The sequence below is a fragment of the Paenirhodobacter sp. YD-8 genome, from assembly GCF_056590935.1.
In genome coordinates, this window is the sequence record NZ_CM152649.1 from 2,738,717 (window position 1) to 2,757,063 (window position 18,347).

Here is an 18,347-nt window from a genome sequence, read left to right on the forward strand (position 1 = left end):
TCGGTCTCCCGTCAGGCCAGGGTGACGAGGATCTGCCCCTCGGTCACGGTGGCGCCGGGGACGACGTTCACCGCGCTCACCGTGCCGGCCTGCGGCGCGCCGATGTTGGTGTTCATCTTCATCGCCTCGAGGACAAGCAGCACCTCGCCCGCGGCGACGGTCTGGCCGACCGAGACGGCGACGCTGACCACGGTGCCGGCCAGCGGGCTGGGCACCGAACCGGGCCCGGCAGGCGCCGCGGGCGCCGCCACGACCGGGGCGGTCGCGGGCTTCGGTGCGGCGGGGGCTGCGGGCCGGGGCGCGGCAACCGGGGTCACGGGCGCCGCGGCGGGGGCCGCGTCCAGCTCCTCGACCGTCACCTCATAGGCGATGCCTTCGACAGTGATCCGCAAGCGTTTCATGGCTGATGTCCTCTCAGGATGTCGGGGGTTTCGCCGCCGAGCGTGGGCCGCGTCGGGCCCCAGTCGGTGCGGATGCGATGCGCGGTGAAGGTCTCGATCCGGCCTTCCATCGGCCAGCCCTCGACCTTGTGGCCGGGGGCCGCGACGCGGGTGATGCGCACCCCCGCCCCCAGCGTCTCGGCCACCGCCGCGGCGATCGCGACGAGGTGGTGGGGCGGCACGCCCGGCGCCACCACGGGCGCGGGCGCGGGCGCCGGGGTGGCGGGGCGGGGTGCAGCTTTCGGCGCGGCGGCGGCGCGGGTGAAGGCGCGCCCGACCAGCGCGCTCATCCCCCACAGCGACGCGAGCACCATCATCACCACCGTGAATCCCGTGCCGATCAGTTCAAGATTGTCGAGCATGGCCAGGTCCTTACAGCGGGATGTTGCCGTGCTTCTTCGGCGGCCGCGTCTCGCGTTTCGACATCAGCCCGCGCAGCGCCAGCGCGATCGCCGAGCGGGTCTGGCGCGGCTGGATCACGTCCGACACGAAGAGCATCCCGGCCGAGAGATAGGGCGAGGCGAATTCGGCGCGGTATTCATCGGCCAGCTCCTTGGCCCTGGCGCGCTTGTCCTCGGCCTCGGACAGCTCCTTGCGGTAGAGGATGTTCACCGCCCCCTCGGCGCCCATCACCGCGATCTCGGCCGAGGGCCAGGCGAGGACCCGATCCGCCCCCATGTCCTGGCTGCACATCGCGATATAGGCGCCGCCATAGGCCTTGCGCATGATGACGGTGATCTTCGGCACCGTCGAGGAGGCATAGGAGAACAGCATCTTCGCGCCGTGGCGGATGATGCCGCGCCGTTCCTCGTGCACGCCGGGCAGGAAGCCGGGTACATCGACCAGCGTCACCAGCGGGATGTTGAAGATGTTGCAGAACCGAACGAAACGCGCCGCCTTGTCCGAGGCGTCGATGTCGAGCGCCCCGGCCTTCACCATCGGCTGGTTCGCGACGAAGCCCACCACGATGCCGCCGATCCGGCCGAAGCCGATGACGATATTCGCGGCGAATTCCGCCATCACCTCGAGGAAATCGCCCTCGTCGGCCAGCCGCTCGATCACCTTGCGGCAGTCGAACGGGGTCTTCGGGTCCTCGGGCACCAGATCGTCGAGCACCGGGTCGTCGGCGATGGCGAGCTCGGGCTCGAACCGGTGCGGCGGGTCCATCATGTTGTTCGAGGGCAGGAAGGACAGCAGCCGGTGCACCAGCGCCACGGCATGGGCGTCATCCTCGGCGATGAAATGGATGTTGCCGGCAACCGAGGCCTGCACCTCGGCCGAACCGATCTCGTCCATGCTGGTCGCCTGGCCGGTGACGGCGCGGATCACCTCGGGGCCGCAGATGAACATCTGCGCGTGCTCGCGGGTCATGATGGTGAAATCGGTCAGCGCCGGTGAATAGGCGGCGCCGCCCGCGCAGGGCCCGGCGATCACCGAGATCTGCGGCACCACGCCCGAGAGCTGGACGTTGCGGTAGAACACCTGGCCATAGGCCGAGAGCGCGCCGACGCCTTCCTGGATCCGCGCCCCGCCCGAATCGTTGAAGCCGATGATCGGCACCCCGGCCTTGCCCGCGTGGTCGAGGGTGTGACAGATCTTCTTCGCGTGGATCTCGCCCAGCGAGCCGCCCGAGACGGTGAAGTCCTGGCTGAAGGCGGCGACGGGCCGGCCATCGACGAAGCCCGTGCCGGTGATCACGCCATCGCCCGGGATCTCGCGCGTTTCCATGCCGAAGTGGCGGGTGTTGTGGCGCGCGTGCAGGCCGAACTCCTGAAAGGTGCCCGGCGAGAACAGCGCCTCGATCCGCTCGCGCGCGGTCATCCGCCCCTCGGCGTGGCGATCCTCGGCCTTCTTCTTGCCGCCGCCTGCCAGCGCAACCGCGCGCCGCCGTTCCAACTCGTCCGCAAGTGCCTTGGAAATCGCCATGTTGAAACCGTCTTTGTCTCTGGCCGCACCGGGTCGGCGCGGCATCTGCCGAAGGGGACTGTTCGCGCCCAGACTGGCCGCGCCCCCTGCCCCGTGCAAGAGCTTGCCCCGAAGCGCGCGCCAGATAAAGGGTTGACGGCACGAATCTTGTGCAACCGCAGCGAGAATGTCGCGGCACTGCGGCGGGCGGGCGGCAAAACGAAAGCGGCGGCCCGAAGGCCGCCGCGTGGTCTCAGTTTCCGGTGATCGGGGCGCCGCCCAAGCCCATCGGGGCCGGCACGCCCGAGCTTGCACCCTCCTGCGGGGCCGGTGCCGGGGTCGCCGGCGCGGCGCCGCCAAGGCCGGGCGGCGGGCCGCCCAGCGTCGGCGTGCCCAGCGTCAGGCCACCGCCCGGGGCCGATCCCGGTGCCGCGCCCGGGGCGCCGATCGGCGGCAGGCCGAGCCCGCCCGGCGCGGGAATGCCGCCCGGGGCCGCACCCGGCGCGCCGAGGCCGCCAAGCCCCGGCATCGTCGGCAGCGTGTAGCTGACGTTCGAGGTATCGACCGGCTTGCCCTTGTAGTGCATCACCAGCCCCGGGAAGGCCACGACGATCCCGATCATCGCGATCTGGATCGCCACGAAGGGCACCGCCCCCCAGTAGATGTGCGAGGTCTTCACCGCCTCGATCTTCCGCCCCGTCAGCTTGTCGACATAGGCCTCCTTCGGCGCCACCGAGCGCAGGAAGAACAGCGCGAAGCCGAAGGGCGGGTGCATGAAGGAGGTCTGCATGTTCACGCCGAGGATCACGCCGAACCAGATCAGGTCGATCCCCATCGCGTCGGCGGCCGGCGCCAGCAGCGGCACGATGATGAAGGCGAGCTCGAAGAAGTCGAGGAAGAAGGCGAGGAAGAAGACCAGCAGCGAGACGACGACGAGGAAGCCCAGCTCGCCCCCCGGCAGCGAGGTCAGCAGATGCTCGACCCACAGATGCCCGTTCACGCCATAGAAGGTGAGCGAGAACACCCGCGCGCCCAGCAGGATGAACATCACGAAAGCCGAGAGCCGCGTGGTGGCGGCCAGCGCGTCGCGCACCACCGGGAAGGTCAGCCGGTTTTTCACCGCCGACAGCAGCAGCGCGCCGACCGCCCCCATGGCGCCGCCTTCGGTCGGCGTCGCGATGCCGAGGAAGATGGTGCCGAGCACGAGGAAGATCAGTGCGAGCGGCGGGATCAGCACGATCACCACCTGCTGCGCCAGCCGGCTCATCACGTTGATCTTCAGCGTCTTGTCGAGCAGCGCCAGCACATAGACGACGATCACCGCGACGGCGGCGGCCAGCATCTCGGCATTGGCGGCATTGGTGCCGGTGTCGAACCAGCGGAAGGTCCCGTAGAAGATCGCCCCGCCAAGGGCCAGCGCGACGACGAGCGACGTCACGCCCGAGCCCAGCGTGCGCGCCTCCTTCGGCAGCGCGGGCATCGACTGCGGCCGGATGATCGACATCAGGAGGACATAGCCCAGATAGATCGCCGTCAGCACGATCGAGGGGATCAGCGCGCCCTTGTACATGTCGCCCACCGAGCGGCCGAGCTGGTCGGCCAGCACGATCAGCACGAGCGAGGGCGGGATGATCTGGGCAAGCGTGCCCGAGGCGGCGATGACACCCGAGGCGATGCGCCGGTCATAGCCATAGCGCAGCATGATCGGCAGCGAGATCAGCCCCATCGCGATCACCGAGGCGGCGACGACGCCGGTGGTGGCGGCCAGCAGCGCGCCGACGATGATCACCGCATAGGCCAGACCGCCGCGGATCGGGCCGAAGAGCTGGCCGATGGTGTCGAGCAGATCCTCGGCCATGCCGGATTTCTCGAGCACGATCCCCATGAAGGTGAAGAAGGGAATGGCCAGCAATGTGTCATTGCTGAGCACCCCCCAGAACCGTTCCGGCATCGCGTTCAGAAGCGGCCAGCTGAGGTTGATCGAGCCCCCGGACAGCGGCGCCAGCTCGACCCCGATGATGAAGAACAAAAGCCCGTTCGCGGCCAGCGAGAACGCCACCGGATAGCCGAGCAGGAGGAAGAAGATCAGCGAGATGAACATGATCGGCGCCATGTTCTGGGCGATGAGCTCCATCATCAGAGCGCCTCCTCCTGCTCGATCGCATCATGGCCGTGATGGCCGGTCGCGGGGAAGGGATCGGCCAGATCGCCGCGGATCACCGCGATCTTCTTGATGATCTCGGACAGGCCCTGCGCGAACATCTGCGCGAAGCCGAACAGCAACAGGGCCTTCGCCGGCCACAGGATCAGCCCGCCGGCGTTGGTCGAGACCTCGCCCGAGATATAGGCGCGCATGACGTAGGGATAGAGCAGATAGATCATCAGCGTGACCATCGGCATCAGGAAGAAGACGTGGCCGAAGAGGTCGATCCAGTGCTGCACGCGGCGCGACCAGGCGCCATAGAGAATGTCGATGCGGATGTGCTCGTTCTGCTTCAGCGTATAGGCGGCAGCGAACAGGAAGGCCGCGCCATAGAGATACCATTGCAGCTCGAGCCAGGCGTTCGACGATACGTTGAAGACCTTGCGAACGGTCGCGTTGACCGCGCTGACCAGAACCGCGATCAGGATGAGCCACGACACGGATTTGCCGATGATCTCGTTGATGCGGTCGATCAGACGTGAAAGGGCCAGCAAAGCGCCCATCTCATCCTCCCCTTCCCTTTTTGCGCCCCCAGATCCGGGGCTTGCGATTTCCTTGGACGGGTTCTGGCCACAGGTCAAGAAATTTGGCCGATCTGGTCGTGTTTCCTGACCAGTTTGCCCTGGCATGCACAGAGTCGTCCGACAAGGGGTGCCGTTAACATTATCTTGCGCGAGAGGAAAGCTGGACGGAAGATCCGGGAAGCCGATCCCGGCATTTTCGCAACCCTTCCCCGGCGGCCCGCCACGCGCCCATCGGAGCGCGCCCCGAGCGCGCCTGCGTCCCCGGGGCGGCCGCCCGACCCTGTCCGGCTGCGGCCCCGGGCCCCGCTCGGTCCCACGGCCCCCCGCCAACGCCCGTCAGAGGCGCCTTCCGCGCCCCCGACTCACCGTTGCCGGTGCGCGAAATTGTCCCGGTGCCCCGCAGCCCTCCGCGCAACACCCCGGGAATTTTCGCTTTATTGCCCACATATCGCCAGATTGCGCAATTTTCGCAACGTTCGGAACGCCCGCGCGACACTTTCTTTGCGGATTTCCCGTTGACGCCCCGTTCCGGCCCTCCTAATGTCCGCCCCAACGCAATGGAAAGGATCAGCGATGCTCTCGCTTCTTATCGTCGTAGGGGACACGCGCATGGGCCGGTGACGGTTTGACCATGATGGTTCCCATGCGCCCTCGCCAGCAAAGCGAGGGCTTTTTGTTGCGAAACGGGTTGGGGGCTGCGCGCCCCGGTGAATGGAGAGAAAGATGTCACGGCAGATGACCGGCGCGGAAATGGTGGTGCAGGCGCTGAAGGATCAGGGGGTCGACACGATCTTCGGCTACCCGGGCGGCGCCGTCCTTCCGATCTATGACGCGATCTTCCAGCAAAACGACATCCGTCACATCCTGGTCCGCCACGAGCAGGCTGCGGTGCACATGGCCGAGGGCTATGCCCGCTCGACCGGCAAGCCGGGCTGCGTGCTGGTGACCTCGGGTCCGGGCGCGACGAATGCGGTGACCGGGCTCACCGACGCGCTGATGGACAGCATCCCGCTCGTCGTCTTCTCGGGCCAGGTGCCGACCTTCATGATCGGCACCGACGGCTTCCAGGAGGCCGACACCGTGGGCATCACCCGCCCCTGCACCAAGCACAACTGGCTGGTGAAGGACGCCGACAAGCTGGCCGAGGTGATCCATCAGGCCTTCCACGTGGCGACCTCGGGCCGGCCGGGCCCGGTGCTGATCGACCTGCCGAAGGACGTGCAGTTCGCCACCGGCACCTATACCGGGCCGAAACAGGCGCGCACCGAGAATTACCAGCCGAAGGTCAAGGGCGACATCGAGGCGATCACCAGGCTCGTCGAGCTGATGGAGACCGCCGAGCGGCCGATCTTCTATACCGGCGGCGGGGTGATCAACTCGGGGCCGGCGGCAAGCCAGCTGATGTGCGAGCTGGTCGATGCGACGGGCTTCCCGATCACCTCGACGCTGATGGGGCTCGGCGCCTATCCCGCCTCGGGCAAGAACTGGCTCGGGATGCTCGGCATGCACGGTCTCTACGAGGCCAACCTCGCGATGCATGACTGCGACCTGATGATCAACCTCGGCGCCCGCTTCGACGACCGCATCACCGGCCGCGTCTCGGACTTCTCGCCGAAGTCGACCAAGGTGCATGTCGATATCGACGCCTCCTCGATCAACAAGATCGTGCGTGTCGACCTGCCGATCATCGGCGATGTCGGCCATGTGCTCGAGGATGTGCTGAAGGTGTGGAAGGCGCGCGGGCGCAAGGTGAACCGCGAGGGGCTGGCGAAATGGTGGGGCCGGATCGAGGAGTGGAAGAAGGTCCGCTGTCTCGCCTATGCGGGCTCCGAGACCGTCATCAAGCCGCAGTATGCGCTCGAACGGCTCGAGGCGCTGACCAAGGGCCGCGATCGCTACATCACCACCGAAGTCGGCCAGCACCAGATGTGGGCGGCGCAGTTCCTGCATTTCGACGCGCCGAACCGCTGGATGACCTCGGGCGGGCTGGGCACCATGGGCTATGGCTTCCCGGCCTCGATCGGGGTGCAGATCGCCCATCCGGACGCGCTCGTCATCAACGTCGCCGGCGAGGCGAGCTGGCTGATGAACATGCAGGAAATGGGCACCTGCTCGCAGTTCCGCGTGCCGGTGAAGCAGTTCATCCTGAACAACGAGCGGCTCGGCATGGTGCGGCAATGGCAGGACCTGCTGCACGGCGGGCGCTATTCGCAGAGCTGGTCGGAAAGCCTGCCCGACTTCACCAAGCTGGCCGAGGCCTTCGGCTGGAAGGGCATCGTCTGCTCGGACCCGAAGGATCTCGACGATGCGATCATGGAGATGCTCGAACATGACGGGCCGGTGCTGTTCGACTGCCTGGTCGAGAAGCACGAGAACTGCTTCCCGATGATTCCCTCGGGCAAGCCGCACAACGAGATGCTGCTCTCGGCCGATGCCGAAGCCTTCACGTCGGGTGCGGCGCTGGTGTGACGCGAGGCCGGGGGCCCTGCCCCCGGACCCCCGAGGTATTTCGGGCAAGATGAAAGCAATTCTGCAAGAGGAGAGAGGCAATGGCCGCTCTGAACATCAAGAAGGGCGCGACCTCGCATTCCGCCTATGACCTGCGCGACTTCCATTCGGAAGTCGAAAGCTCGCACACGCTTGCGGTGATCGTCGACAACGAGGCGGGCGTGCTCGCGCGGGTGATCGGCCTGTTCTCTGGGCGCGGCTACAACATCGACAGCCTCACCGTGGCCGAGATCGACCACAAGGGGCACCGGTCGCGCATCACCATCGTGACGCGCGGCACGATGGCGGTGGTCGACCAGATCAAGGCGCAGCTTGGCCGCATCGTGCCGGTGCATGAGGTGATCGACCTGACCATCGAGGCGCAGCCGGTCGAGCGGGAACTGGCCCTGTTCAAGGTGCAGGGCACCGGCGAAAAGCGGGTCGAGGCGCTGCGTCTGGCCGATATCTTCCGCGCCAACGTGGTCGACAGCACGCTCGAGAGCTTCGTCTTCGAGGTCACCGGCACGCCCGAGAAGATCGACGCCTTCGCCGAGCTGATGCGGCCGCTGGGCCTGGTCGATGTGGCGCGCACCGGCGTGGCCGCGCTGTCGCGCGGGATCTGACCGACAGCGGCGGCGGCCTCAGCGGCCGCCGTCCGGCATTGCGAGGCCGGCCACGGCGCGCTCCGCGATGCGGCCAAGCGCGCTGCTGTGATGTGCCTCCGAGATGCGTCGCAGCAGATGCACCTCGCATTCGACGAGTGAAAATGCGGCCCGGGCGACGCAAAGCGCGCCCGCATTTGCCGAACCGCCGCTGACCAGAACCGGGCCGCGGCGGCGTGCCTTCCAGATACCAATCCGTTCCCTGCCGCTGCGCGCGACGCAGAGCTCAATTCCTTTCATCAATCATCCTCCCTGCCGGAGCCAAAATCGGCACCGGCGCCGCCAAAGGCAGCTCTCCCCTGCGGCCGATGTTAGCGCATGTCATCGGGTTTCGAAACATCAACTTGCCCTCAGCGCAACAGCAGCGGCGCGTCGAGCCAGTCGCGCAGCGCCCGGGTGACCTCGAGCGGGCGCTCGAGCGGGCTCAGATGCCCCGCGGCGGGGATCAGCCGGAACGCGGCATGCGGCATCAGCTCGGCCAGGAACTCGTGCCGGCGGGGCGGACAGATCGTGTCGTGCTCGCCGCAGATCAGCATTGCCCGGACGCGGGTATTGCGCAACGCGCGCTGCTGGTCGGGGCGGCGCATCAGGGCGCGGCTTTGCCGGGCGAACCCCTCGGGGCCGAAGGCGTCGGCCATCTCGAGCAGCAGCGCCTGCACCGCCTCGCGCCCCTCGCCGGGGGCAAGCGCGGTGGCGGGGATCTCCTCGAGCACCATCTCGTCGAGGCGTCCGGCGCGGGCCTTGACGATGCGCTGTTCGCGCATCGCGGCGGCCTGCGGGCTTTCGGAGAGCGGCGAGACGTCGATCAGCGCGATCTCTGCCACCCGGTCGGGGGCGCGGCGCAGGATCTCCATCGCCACGAGCCCGCCCAGCCAGTGCCCGACGAGCGAGAAGCGCGGCGGCAGCGTCGCGAGCACCGTCTCGGCCATCTCCTCGACCGAGGCGCCCAGAAGCGGCGCCGCAATCACCGTGCGATCGGCCGAGAAATCGAGGATCTGATGCCAGAACAGCCTTGCGTCACACAAGAATCCCGGAAGGAAGACCAGCGGGTCTGCCGTCATGCCTGCTCACCTCTGCCTGTGGCGCCTGTGGCGCTCTTGACGCCAGTGTGCCCCGGATCGGCGGCGGGGGAAACCCCATGCACGGCACGGCGGGCAAGGTTCCGCGGATCACAGGCGCGACAGCACCTCGCCCACCGTCGCCTCGATCAGGCGCAGATCGTCCGGGTCGGAGAAGCGGTGATCGGTGCCCTTGACCAGCGTCAGGCGGATATCGGCGCCCTCGGCATGTTCGAACAGCCGCAGCGCCACCGACACCGGCACCGCGGTATCGGCCGTGCCCTGCAGGAAACGCGCCGGAATGGCGAGCCGCAGCGGATCGCGCAGCACCAGCCGGCCGCGCGCCTCCTCGATCAGGCGGCGGGTGATGCGATAGGGCGCGCCATATTCCGAGGGCAGATCGACATAGCCCTGTGCCTCGAGCGCCGCGGCCTGCGCGGGGGTGAAGGAGGCGACATAGCCGTCCTCGGTGAAATCGGGGGCGCCGGCGATGGTGACGAGCCCCGCCACCAGATCGGGGCAGTCGCGGGCCAGCAGCAGCGCCAGCCAGCCGCCCATCGACGAGCCCACCACCACCTGCGGCCCGGTGCACAGCGCGCGGATCGCGGCGCGGGCATCCTCGAACCAGTCGCCGATCGCGCCGTCCTCGAAGACACCGCCCGAGGCGCCGTGCCCCGAGACGTCGAGCCGCAGGAAGGCGCGCCCCTGCGCCTGCGCCCAGGCCTCGAGCGCCAGCGCCTTGAACCCCTCCATGTCGGATTTCAGCCCGTGCAGGAAGACGATGCCCGGCCCCTCGCCGGCCGAGCGGTTATAGGCGATGCGGCGCCCCTCGGGCGTGGTGATGAAATCGGTCATGGTCTGCCTCCGGTCGCCGCCACCCTAGCGGCGCGCGGTCGCAGGCTCAAGCTGCGCCCCGCCCGGGCATCGACAAACGCCGCGCGCGCCCCTATCCCTGCGGGCAAAGGCGGAGGAGCGGGCGGATGGAAACGGGAACGGCACAGGGACTGTCGGTGATGGCGGGGGCCGAGCGGCTGCGCGGCGTGCTCGACCTTGGCGGGCCGGCGATGTGGGCGATCGCCGCGCTCTCGGTCGCGACGGTGGCGCTGATCCTGTGGAAGATCTGGCGGCTGATTGCCTTCGGCGCCTGGTCGGGCGGGGCGCAAAGCGCGGCCGCGGTCGCGCTGTGGCGGCAGGGCGAGCGGGCGACGGCGCTGGCGATGCTGTCGGGCCGGCGCAGCCTGCGCGCGCGGCTGGTCCGCGCCGCGATGACCACGGCGGGCGATCCGGCCATGGGCGACACCGAGGCGCGCGAGGAGACCGCACGCGAGGCCCGCGCACTGCTGGCACAAGCTCAGGCCGGGCTGCGCGGGCTGGAACTTGCCGCGACGATCGGGCCGCTTCTGGGCCTGCTCGGCACGGTGACGGGCATGATCGGCGCGTTTCAGGCGCTGCAGGAGGCGGGCAGCCACGCCGACCCGGCGACGCTGGCGGGCGGCATCTGGGAGGCGCTGCTGACCACCGCCGCCGGCATGAGCGTCGCGATCCCGGCGCAGGTCGCGCTGACCTGGTTCGAGTCGGTGATCGACCGGCTGCGCCACGACATGGAAGACCTTGCGACGCGGATCTTCGTCGCCGCCGGCCGCTCGGGCGCCGACCATCCCGGGGAGGCCGGCTGATGTTCGCCTTCGGCGCAAGACGCCCGCGCCGGCGCCCCGACCTGACGCCGATGATCGACGTGGTCTTTCTGCTGCTCGTCTTCTTCATGCTGGCCTCGCGGTTCTCGACCGAGACCGCGCTGCCCCTTGTCGCTGCCACCGGCACCGGCGGCAGCTGGCAGGGCCCGCCGCGGCTGGTCGAGGTCGGCCCCGCGGGGGAGGTGATGCTGAACGGCATCGCGACGCCGCTTGCGGAGCTGGGTGCCGCGCTTGCCCCCCTGACCACCGGGCCCGATGACCCGGTGGTGCTGCGCCCGCGCGCGGCCGGGGTGCAGGATCTGGTGACGGTGATGGACGCGCTGCGGGGCGCGGGCTTCACCCGGCTGATCGTGGTGGAGTGAGCGATGGATTTCTCGCCCCCGCCGCGCCGGCCGCCGAATGTCACGCTGCTGCCGATGATCAACGTGGTCTTCCTGCTGCTGATCTTCTTCCTGCTGGCGGCGAAGATCGCCCCGCCCGAGCCCTTCGCGACCGACCCGCCCGAGGCGCGGGCGGCCGAGGAGGCGGCAGGCGAGTTCACCCTGTTCCTCGGGCCGGAGGGGCAGCTTGGCTTTCAGGAGGCGACGGGCGACGCCGGCGCGGTGCTGCCGCCCCTCGCCTCGGCCCGCGCGGCCTTCTGTGACCGGACCGATTGCGCCACGGTGCCGCCTCGGCTGTCGCTGCGCGCCGACCGCGCCGCGCCGGCCGAGGCGCTGGCCGCGCTTCTGCCGCAGCTCGGTGCGCTTGGCTTTGCGCGCGTCGACCTGATCGCGACGGGGAGCTGAGCGATGCGCGCCCGCCCCGCCCTCGAAGCCCTGACCTGCCTCGCGCTTGCGCTCGGGCTGCATCTGGCGGTCTTCGGGATCGGGCTGCCCGAAGGCGGCGCGCCCTCGGCGGGGGACGGCGGCGACGCGATGATCACCCTTGCCGCGGCCGATGCCGACCTTCAGGCGCTCGTCGACAGCTGGGACCGGGTCGAGCTGCCCGAACCCGAACTGACCCTGCCGCCGAGCCCGCCCGTGATCGAGGCACCGCCCGAGATCGCCCTGCCCGAGCTTGCCACCGCGCCGCCCCTGCCGGCAGCGCCGAAGGCCCCTGCCCCGGCCGCCGCCGCCCCCGACAGCCCGCCCGCACCGCAGGCGGACCCGGCCCCGCCCAAACCCACCGCAAAACCCGCGCCGAAGCAAAGCCGCCGCGAGCCGGCCGAGACCCCGCGCAAGCCGGGCGGCGCCACCGCCTCGGTCGCCGGGCAGCGCGCCGCGGGCAGCGGCGGGCGCGGCGCGCAGGGCGTGAACGGCAGCGCCGACGTGCCTTCGCTGACCGAGGGGGTGATCCGCTCGGCCCGCGCCGAATGGGGCGCCGCGATCCGCGCCCGGATCGAGCGGCAGAAACGCTACCCCACCGCCGCGGGGCGCACGCAGGGCCGGGTGACGGTGTTCCTGACGGTGACGCGGGCGGGGGAACTCGCCGCGGCGCGCATCGCCACGGGGTCGGGCAGCGCCGCGCTCGATGCCGCGGCACTCGACGCCGTGCGCCGCGCCGGGCGCTTCCCGCCCGCCCCCGCCTCGCTGACCGAGGCAAGCTACAGCTTCACCCTGCCGATCAGCTTCCGCCGCTGAGCCGCCCCCGGCGCCGCGCCGCGGCATGTTGACTTGCCCCGGCTTCGGGCGCATACCCGCGCGATCATAACCCGCAACCGGGCGCTCCGTGGGCGCCAAACCGACGAGGAGGACCAACCGTGTCCCAGTCTCAGATCACCCTCACCTTTCCCGATGGCAGCAAGCGCGAATTCGCGGCCGGCGTGACCGCGGGCGAGGTTGCCGCCTCGATCTCGAAATCGCTCGCCAAGGCGGCGATCTCGGCGCAGGTGAACGGCGCGCATTTCGACCTGCAATGGCCGATCGACGCCGACGCGCGGATCTCGATCAACACGATGAAGGATCAGGTGCCGGCGCTGGAACTGATCCGCCACGACCTCGCCCATATCATGGCCCGCGCCGTGCAGGAGATCTGGCCGGATGTGAAGGTCACGATTGGGCCGGTGCGCGATTACGGCTGGTTCTACGACTTCGACCGGGCCGAGCCCTTCACCCCCGAGGACCTGGGCGCGATCGAGGCGAAGATGAAGCAGATCATCAACGCCCGCGAACCCGTCCGCACCGAGGTCTGGTCGCGCGAGGCGGCGATCCAGCACTATGTGGAGACCGGCGAGCCCTACAAGGTCGAGCTGGTGAACCGCATCCCCGAGGGCGAGAACATCCGCATGTACTGGCACGGCGACTGGCAGGACCTGTGCCGCGGCCCGCACCTGCAGTCGACCGGCCAGGTGCCCGCCGACGCCTTCAAGCTGACCCATGTCGCCGGCGCCTACTGGCTGGGCGACAGCACGCGGCCGATGCTGCAGCGCATCTACGGCATCGCCTTCCGCACCCGCGATGACCTGAAGGCGCACATGACCATGCTCGAGGAGGCCGCGAAACGCGACCACCGCAAGCTCGGCAAGGAGATGGACCTGTTCCACATGCAGGAAGAGGCGCCCGGTCAGGTGTTCTGGCACCCGAACGGCTGGTCGATCTACACCACGCTGCAGGACTACATGCGCCGCCGCCAGCGCAAGGACGGCTATGTCGAGGTGAACACGCCGCAGGTGGTAAACCGGAACCTGTGGGAAAAATCCGGCCACTGGGCGAACTATCGCGAGAACATGTTCATCGTCGAGGTCGACGAGGAAGGCGCGAAGGAAAAGGTCGTCAACGCGCTCAAGCCGATGAACTGCCCCTGCCACGTGCAGATCTTCAACCACGGCATCAAGTCCTATCGTGACCTGCCGCTGCGTCTGGCCGAATTCGGGTCCTGCGCCCGCTACGAGCCCTCGGGCGCGCTGCACGGCATCATGCGCGTGCGCGGCTTCACCCAAGACGACGCGCATATCTTCTGCATGGAAGACCAGATCGAGGCCGAGACGAAGAAGTTCATCGACTTCCTCGCCCAGGTCTATTCCGACCTCGGCTTCACCAACTGGCGCATCAAGCTGTCGACCCGCCCCGAGAAGCGCATCGGCAGCGAGGAAAGCTGGGACCACGCCGAGGCGTCGCTTGGCAATGCCTGCAAGGCGGCGGGCTATGACTTCGAGATCCAGGAGGGCGAAGGCGCCTTCTACGGGCCGAAGCTCGAATTCGTGCTGACCGACGCGATCGGCCGCGACTGGCAATGCGGCACGCTGCAGGTCGACCCGAACCTGCCCGAGCGGCTGGATGCGAGCTATATCGGCGTCGACGGCGCGAAGCACCGCCCGATCATGCTGCATCGCGCCTGCCTCGGCTCGTTCGAGCGCTTCATCGGCATCCTGATCGAAAGCCACGCCGGCAAGCTGCCGCTGTGGCTGGCGCCGCGCCAGGTCGTCGTCGCCTCGATCGTCTCGGATGCCGACGATTACGTCGAGGAGGTCGCCGCGAAACTGATCGAGGCCGGCATCCGTGCCGAATGCGACACCCGCAACGAGAAGATCAACTACAAGGTGCGCGAGCATTCGCTTGGCAAGGTGCCCTACATCTTCGCGATCGGGATGAAGGAGGTCGAGGAGCGCACCGTTTCCGTGCGCCATCTGGGCGAGACCCGGACCGAGACCGTCGGCCTTGACGAGATCGTCGCGCGGCTCACCGCCGAGGCCCTGGCCCCCGACCTGCGCTGAACGCTCGCGAAACAGGCAGTGCCGGATTTTCATGCCACAAGGTGCAGGGCTTCGGCCCTCACCTTTTTTTTCGTTGATTTTTTGTCCGCCTGTGGCAGGTTTTCTTACGCGTGACCGCAGACTTTCTACCGCTCCCTTCTCGGGGCAGCCGGACGACCTGAAAGACCTGGCTGCACGGCCCGGCGCAATATCGCACCGGGAACACTGATAGGAGATACGGTATGGCCACTGGCACCGTGAAATGGTTCAACACCACCAAGGGTTATGGTTTCATCGCCCCCGATGGTGGCGGCAAGGACGTCTTCGTCCACATCTCGGCTGTCGAGCGCGCTGGCCTCAAGTCCTTGGCCGACAACCAGAAAGTCAGCTTCGAGATGATCTCGGGCCGCGACGGCCGGTCCTCGGCCGGCGACCTCAAGCTGCTCTGATCGAAGCAGCCGGCGCACCGCCCCGAACCGGCGCGGGCCGACCGGCGCACCGCATTGCAGAACCGAACAGATTCGGGCAGCCGCTGCCCGGATCTTTTTTATGTGCTCTTTCCTTCCACATTGCCCAAGGGGCTTTTCGCCATGGCGATTCCCGACACGCTCGCCGCGCGGTTGATCGAAACGACTCGCCTCCACGGGCTTTCCGGGGCCTTCGTCATGCTGGGGCGACAACGCTGGGTCGGGGCGCGGCGCGGCGCCAGCTCGGACCTGCTCGACGAGACCCTTGCGCGGCATCTGCCCGGCACGCGAAGCGCCGATCTGGCCGATCCCGACTCGATCTATGCCGAGACCTTCTTCCGCCGTCTCGGCTTCGACACTGTCGACTCGATGGATTTCAGCGATTACGAGGGCGCGAGCCTGGTGCAGGACCTCTCCGCCCCCCTCGCCCCCGCGCTCGAGGGCCGCTTCGACGTCGTCTATGACGGCGGCACCTGTGAGCACGTCTTCGAACTGCCGACGGCGATGCGCAACATCGACCGGATGCTGAAGCCGGGCGGCGTGCTGATCGGCCATTCGCCGGCGAACAACTGGGTGAACCACGGCTTCTATCAGCTCACCCCGGAACTCGTCTTCGGTTTCTGGGAGAAGGCCATGGGCTACGAGGTGCTGCATTGCCGGCTGCAGCCGCTGCAGCCGCGCCTGGCCCGGGCGCAGGTCGAGATGACGAACCCGAACGTCACCGGCCTGCGGCCACGTTTCTCGCGCAAGATCGAGGAGCTCGGCGGGCTGATGCTCGATTATGCCGTGCGCAAGCCCGCAGCCCGGGCGGGCGACGGGCGCGCCTATCAGACCGATTACCTGACCCGCTGGGAAGAGCGGCGCCCGGGGATGAGCTAAAGCCAGGCCGCCTGTTCGGCCGCGCCCCAGCCAAGCGTCAGTTTCGCGCCGTCGCGGATCACCGGACGCTTCATCAGCGTCGGATGTTCGGCCAGAAGCTCGGCCGCGGGGCGGGCCCGCTCGGCCTCGCTCAGCCCCCGCCAGGTGGTCGAGGAGCGGTTCACCAGCTTCTCGCCAAAGGCCGCCAGGAAGGCGTCGATCTCGGCCGCGCTCAGCGGCGTGACCCGGACGTCGCGGAACACGACGTCGCGGCCCGCGGCGTCGAGCGCCTTCAGCGCCTTCTTCACCGTGTCACAGCTCTTGATGCCGTAAAGCTCCATCGCTCACTCCGTCAGCGCGCCGGCCTCGAGCCGCAGCACGCGGTCCATCCGCGCCGCAAGGTCGAGGTTGTGGGTGGCGATCAGCGCCGACATGCCGGTCTCGCGCACCAGATCCATCAGCACGCCGAAGACCGTGTCGGACGTCGCCGGGTCGAGGTTGCCGGTGGGCTCGTCGGCCAGCAAAAGGCTCGGCGCATTGGCCAGCGCCCGGCAGAAGGCAACGCGCTGCTGTTCACCGCCCGAAAGCGCCGAAGGCCGGTGGTCGATGCGGCCCGACAGCCCGACGCGGTCGAGCAGGGCCCCGGCCCGCGCCCGCGCCGCCGCCTTGCCCGCGCCATTCGCCAGCTGCGGCAGCATCACGTTCTCCTCGGCGGTGAACTCGGGCAGCAGGTGGTGGAACTGATAGACGAAGCCCAGCTCGTTACGCCGCGCCTCGGTCCGGCGCCGGTCGGAGGCGCCGCTCAGCTCCTGCCCGTTGATCGCCACCCGCCCGCTGTCGGGGGTGTCGAGCAGCCCCGCGATGTGCAGAAGCGTCGACTTGCCGGCGCCCGAGGGCGCGACAAGGGCCACGACCTGCCCGCGAGGGATCGACAAATTCACACCGCGCAGCACCGAAATCTCGCCGGGCTTGCCGCGGTTGTAGCATTTCTCCAGCTTCTCGAGCGTCAGCACGTCATTCATAGCGCAGCGCCTCCACGGGGTTCAGCCGCGCCGCACGGCGGGCGGGGAAGATCGTCACGACGAAGCTCAGGCCGAGCGACAGCGCCACCGCCTTGGTCACGTCCCAGGGCTGCAGCTTGGCCGGCAGGGCATAGATGCCGCGGATCGAAGGGTCCCAGGCGCCGCCGCCGTTCAGCCAGTTCACGAAGGCCATCACCTGGTCGATATACAGCGCGAAGACGACGCCGAGGGCGACGCCCGCCGCGGTGCCGATCACCCCGGTGAAGGCGCCGCACAGGAAGAAGACGCGCAGCACCGAGCCCTCGGTCAGCCCCATCGTGCGCAGGATGCCGATGTCGCGGCCCTTGTTCTTCACCAGCATGATGAGGCCCGAGGTGATGTTCATCGTCGCGATCAGCACCAGCACGGCAAGGATCACGAACATCACGTTGTCCTCGATGTCGAGCGCGCGCAGGAAGCTGCCCGAGGCGTCGCGCCAGCTCCACAGCATGGTGCCCGCCCCGCCGGCCGCGATCAGCTGCGGCGTCCAGTCGTCGACGCGCTCGGGATCGGTCACGTCGACCTCGATCTCGTCGGCGCCGGCCTCGCGGTTGAAATAGCTCTGCGCCTCGGCGAAGGGCATGTAGACGCGGGTGCGGTCGATGTCCCAGCGGCCCGCGGTGAAGATATAGTCGACCTCATAGGCGTTCACCCGCGGGCTGGTGCCGAAGGCGGTCTTGGCGCCGTTCGGCGAGATCAGCCGCACCCGGTCGCCGAGCGTCACACCGAGCTCGCGCGCGAGTTCCGCCCCCATCGCGATGCCCTCGCCGAAGCGGGACAGATCGCCTTGCGAGGTCTTCGGATTGGCGACGCGCGGGATGGTGGCCAGATCCTCGGCCGAAATGCCATAGACATCGGCGACGTTCGAGCGGTCGTCGAAGGTCGCCATCGCCTGGCCGCGGATCAGCGGCGCGGCGCGGGTCACCCCCGGCACCTTGCGGATCCGTTCGGCGCGGTCCTGATAGTCGGGCATCAGCGAGGAGAAGATGCCGGTGCCCGGAACCACCTCCTGCGGCGCGGAATAGACGGTGACATGGGCGTTCGAGCCGAGGATGGTGTCGACGAACTCGGCGCGGAAGCCCGCGCGCACGGCGAGCGTGATGATCAGCGCGGCGACGCCCAGCATGATGCCGATCAGGCTGATCCAGGTCATCACCGAGACCCCGCCCTCGGCACGGCGGGCGCGCAGATAGCGCCAGGCGATCAGGAATTCGAAGCCGGAGAAAGGTGCGGTGCGAGTGGCCATGACATGCGTCCCAAGGGTCGCCGGACCCTTGCCTTTCGGGGCGCAAAGGTCAAGCCCGCTGCCCCTCTGCGC

General features: G+C 68.7%; 20 protein-coding genes. 9 read left to right on the forward strand and 11 right to left on the reverse strand.

Annotated features, from left to right (window positions below; translation table 11 throughout):
- Window positions 1-11: 11 nt before the first annotated feature.
- The 5 genes from AC0QTQ_RS13325 to AC0QTQ_RS13345 all read right to left on the reverse strand — a co-directional run bounded on the left by AC0QTQ_RS13325 (window position 12) and on the right by AC0QTQ_RS13345 (window position 5,051).
- On the reverse strand, window positions 12-401 hold the full coding sequence (locus tag AC0QTQ_RS13325) for a biotin/lipoyl-containing protein (RefSeq protein ID WP_480256975.1): 390 nt from the start codon (window positions 399-401) through the stop codon (window positions 12-14).
- Entirely contained in the window at window positions 398-802 is a 405-nt protein-coding gene (locus tag AC0QTQ_RS13330) for an OadG family transporter subunit (protein ID WP_480256976.1), read from the reverse strand. The genes AC0QTQ_RS13325 and AC0QTQ_RS13330 overlap by 4 nt, the downstream gene beginning before the upstream one ends.
- 10 nt (window positions 803-812) lie before the next feature.
- Window positions 813-2,366 (reverse strand): acyl-CoA carboxylase subunit beta, encoded by a 1,554-nt coding sequence (locus tag AC0QTQ_RS13335; protein WP_480256977.1) that lies wholly within the window; start codon window positions 2,364-2,366, stop codon window positions 813-815.
- 232 nt (window positions 2,367-2,598) lie between these two features.
- A complete protein-coding gene (locus AC0QTQ_RS13340; protein WP_480256978.1) occupies window positions 2,599-4,482 on the reverse strand; it encodes a TRAP transporter large permease in 1,884 nt (627 codons plus the stop codon).
- Window positions 4,482-5,051: a TRAP transporter small permease subunit gene (locus AC0QTQ_RS13345; protein WP_480256979.1), complete on the reverse strand. Its 570-nt coding sequence runs from the start codon at window positions 5,049-5,051 to the stop codon at window positions 4,482-4,484. Before AC0QTQ_RS13345 ends, AC0QTQ_RS13340 begins: the two co-directional genes overlap by 1 nt.
- A 744-nt stretch (window positions 5,052-5,795) precedes the next feature.
- Between AC0QTQ_RS13345 and AC0QTQ_RS13350 the strand changes: the two genes are divergently transcribed.
- Both AC0QTQ_RS13350 and ilvN read left to right on the forward strand, forming a co-directional pair.
- Window positions 5,796-7,541: an acetolactate synthase 3 large subunit gene (locus tag AC0QTQ_RS13350; RefSeq protein WP_480256980.1), complete on the forward strand. Its 1,746-nt coding sequence runs from the start codon at window positions 5,796-5,798 to the stop codon at window positions 7,539-7,541.
- A gap of 80 nt (window positions 7,542-7,621) precedes the next feature.
- Window positions 7,622-8,182, forward strand: coding sequence for an acetolactate synthase small subunit (gene ilvN / locus AC0QTQ_RS13355; protein WP_480256981.1), 561 nt, complete (start codon window positions 7,622-7,624; stop codon window positions 8,180-8,182).
- Between the two features lie 18 nt (window positions 8,183-8,200).
- On the opposite strand, the gene AC0QTQ_RS13360 is transcribed toward ilvN, so the two are convergent.
- The 3 genes from AC0QTQ_RS13360 to AC0QTQ_RS13370 all read right to left on the reverse strand — a co-directional run bounded on the left by AC0QTQ_RS13360 (window position 8,201) and on the right by AC0QTQ_RS13370 (window position 10,134).
- Window positions 8,201-8,461: a hypothetical protein gene (locus AC0QTQ_RS13360; RefSeq protein WP_480256982.1), complete on the reverse strand. Its 261-nt coding sequence runs from the start codon at window positions 8,459-8,461 to the stop codon at window positions 8,201-8,203.
- Window positions 8,462-8,571: 110 nt separating this feature from the next.
- A complete protein-coding gene (locus AC0QTQ_RS13365; protein WP_121534356.1) occupies window positions 8,572-9,282 on the reverse strand; it encodes an alpha/beta fold hydrolase in 711 nt (236 codons plus the stop codon).
- A gap of 108 nt (window positions 9,283-9,390) precedes the next feature.
- Window positions 9,391-10,134, reverse strand: coding sequence for an alpha/beta hydrolase (locus tag AC0QTQ_RS13370; RefSeq protein WP_480256983.1), 744 nt, complete (start codon window positions 10,132-10,134; stop codon window positions 9,391-9,393).
- Between the two features lie 125 nt (window positions 10,135-10,259).
- Between AC0QTQ_RS13370 and AC0QTQ_RS13375 the strand changes: the two genes are divergently transcribed.
- From AC0QTQ_RS13375 to AC0QTQ_RS13405, 7 genes are all read left to right on the forward strand, one after another.
- Entirely contained in the window at window positions 10,260-10,955 is a 696-nt protein-coding gene (locus AC0QTQ_RS13375) for a MotA/TolQ/ExbB proton channel family protein (protein WP_480256984.1), read from the forward strand.
- Window positions 10,955-11,335, forward strand: a complete 381-nt coding sequence (locus AC0QTQ_RS13380; protein WP_480256985.1) for an ExbD/TolR family protein — start codon at window positions 10,955-10,957, stop codon at window positions 11,333-11,335. Before AC0QTQ_RS13375 ends, AC0QTQ_RS13380 begins: the two co-directional genes overlap by 1 nt.
- A 3-nt stretch (window positions 11,336-11,338) precedes the next feature.
- Window positions 11,339-11,758 carry a biopolymer transporter ExbD gene (locus AC0QTQ_RS13385; RefSeq protein WP_480256986.1) on the forward strand — a complete coding sequence of 140 codons (420 nt, stop codon included), beginning with the start codon at window positions 11,339-11,341 and terminating at the stop codon, window positions 11,756-11,758.
- A gap of 3 nt (window positions 11,759-11,761) precedes the next feature.
- On the forward strand, window positions 11,762-12,592 hold the full coding sequence (locus tag AC0QTQ_RS13390; protein WP_480256987.1) for a TonB family protein: 831 nt from the start codon (window positions 11,762-11,764) through the stop codon (window positions 12,590-12,592).
- 119 nt (window positions 12,593-12,711) lie between these two features.
- The gene (gene thrS, locus AC0QTQ_RS13395) at window positions 12,712-14,664 is read left to right on the forward strand and encodes a threonine--tRNA ligase (protein WP_121534350.1); all 1,953 of its coding nucleotides are present in this window, start codon (window positions 12,712-12,714) and stop codon (window positions 14,662-14,664) included.
- Between the two features lie 221 nt (window positions 14,665-14,885).
- Window positions 14,886-15,092 (forward strand): cold-shock protein, encoded by a 207-nt coding sequence (locus AC0QTQ_RS13400; RefSeq protein WP_113900742.1) that lies wholly within the window; start codon window positions 14,886-14,888, stop codon window positions 15,090-15,092.
- 141 nt (window positions 15,093-15,233) lie between these two features.
- Window positions 15,234-15,989, forward strand: coding sequence for a class I SAM-dependent methyltransferase (locus AC0QTQ_RS13405; protein ID WP_480256988.1), 756 nt, complete (start codon window positions 15,234-15,236; stop codon window positions 15,987-15,989).
- Here AC0QTQ_RS13405 and AC0QTQ_RS13410 read toward each other — a convergent pair.
- Genes AC0QTQ_RS13410 through AC0QTQ_RS13420 form a run of 3 tightly spaced genes read right to left on the reverse strand, consistent with a single transcriptional unit; the run spans window position 15,986 to window position 18,275 of the window.
- Window positions 15,986-16,309: an arsenate reductase family protein gene (locus tag AC0QTQ_RS13410; RefSeq protein ID WP_480256989.1), complete on the reverse strand. Its 324-nt coding sequence runs from the start codon at window positions 16,307-16,309 to the stop codon at window positions 15,986-15,988. The two genes, AC0QTQ_RS13405 and AC0QTQ_RS13410, sit on opposite strands and share 4 nt — an antisense overlap.
- A gap of 3 nt (window positions 16,310-16,312) precedes the next feature.
- Window positions 16,313-16,990 carry an ABC transporter ATP-binding protein gene (locus AC0QTQ_RS13415; protein WP_480256990.1) on the reverse strand — a complete coding sequence of 226 codons (678 nt, stop codon included), beginning with the start codon at window positions 16,988-16,990 and terminating at the stop codon, window positions 16,313-16,315.
- Window positions 16,983-18,275 carry a lipoprotein-releasing ABC transporter permease subunit gene (locus AC0QTQ_RS13420; RefSeq protein WP_480256991.1) on the reverse strand — a complete coding sequence of 431 codons (1,293 nt, stop codon included), beginning with the start codon at window positions 18,273-18,275 and terminating at the stop codon, window positions 16,983-16,985. The genes AC0QTQ_RS13415 and AC0QTQ_RS13420 overlap by 8 nt, the downstream gene beginning before the upstream one ends.
- Between the last annotated feature and the right edge of the window lie 72 nt (window positions 18,276-18,347).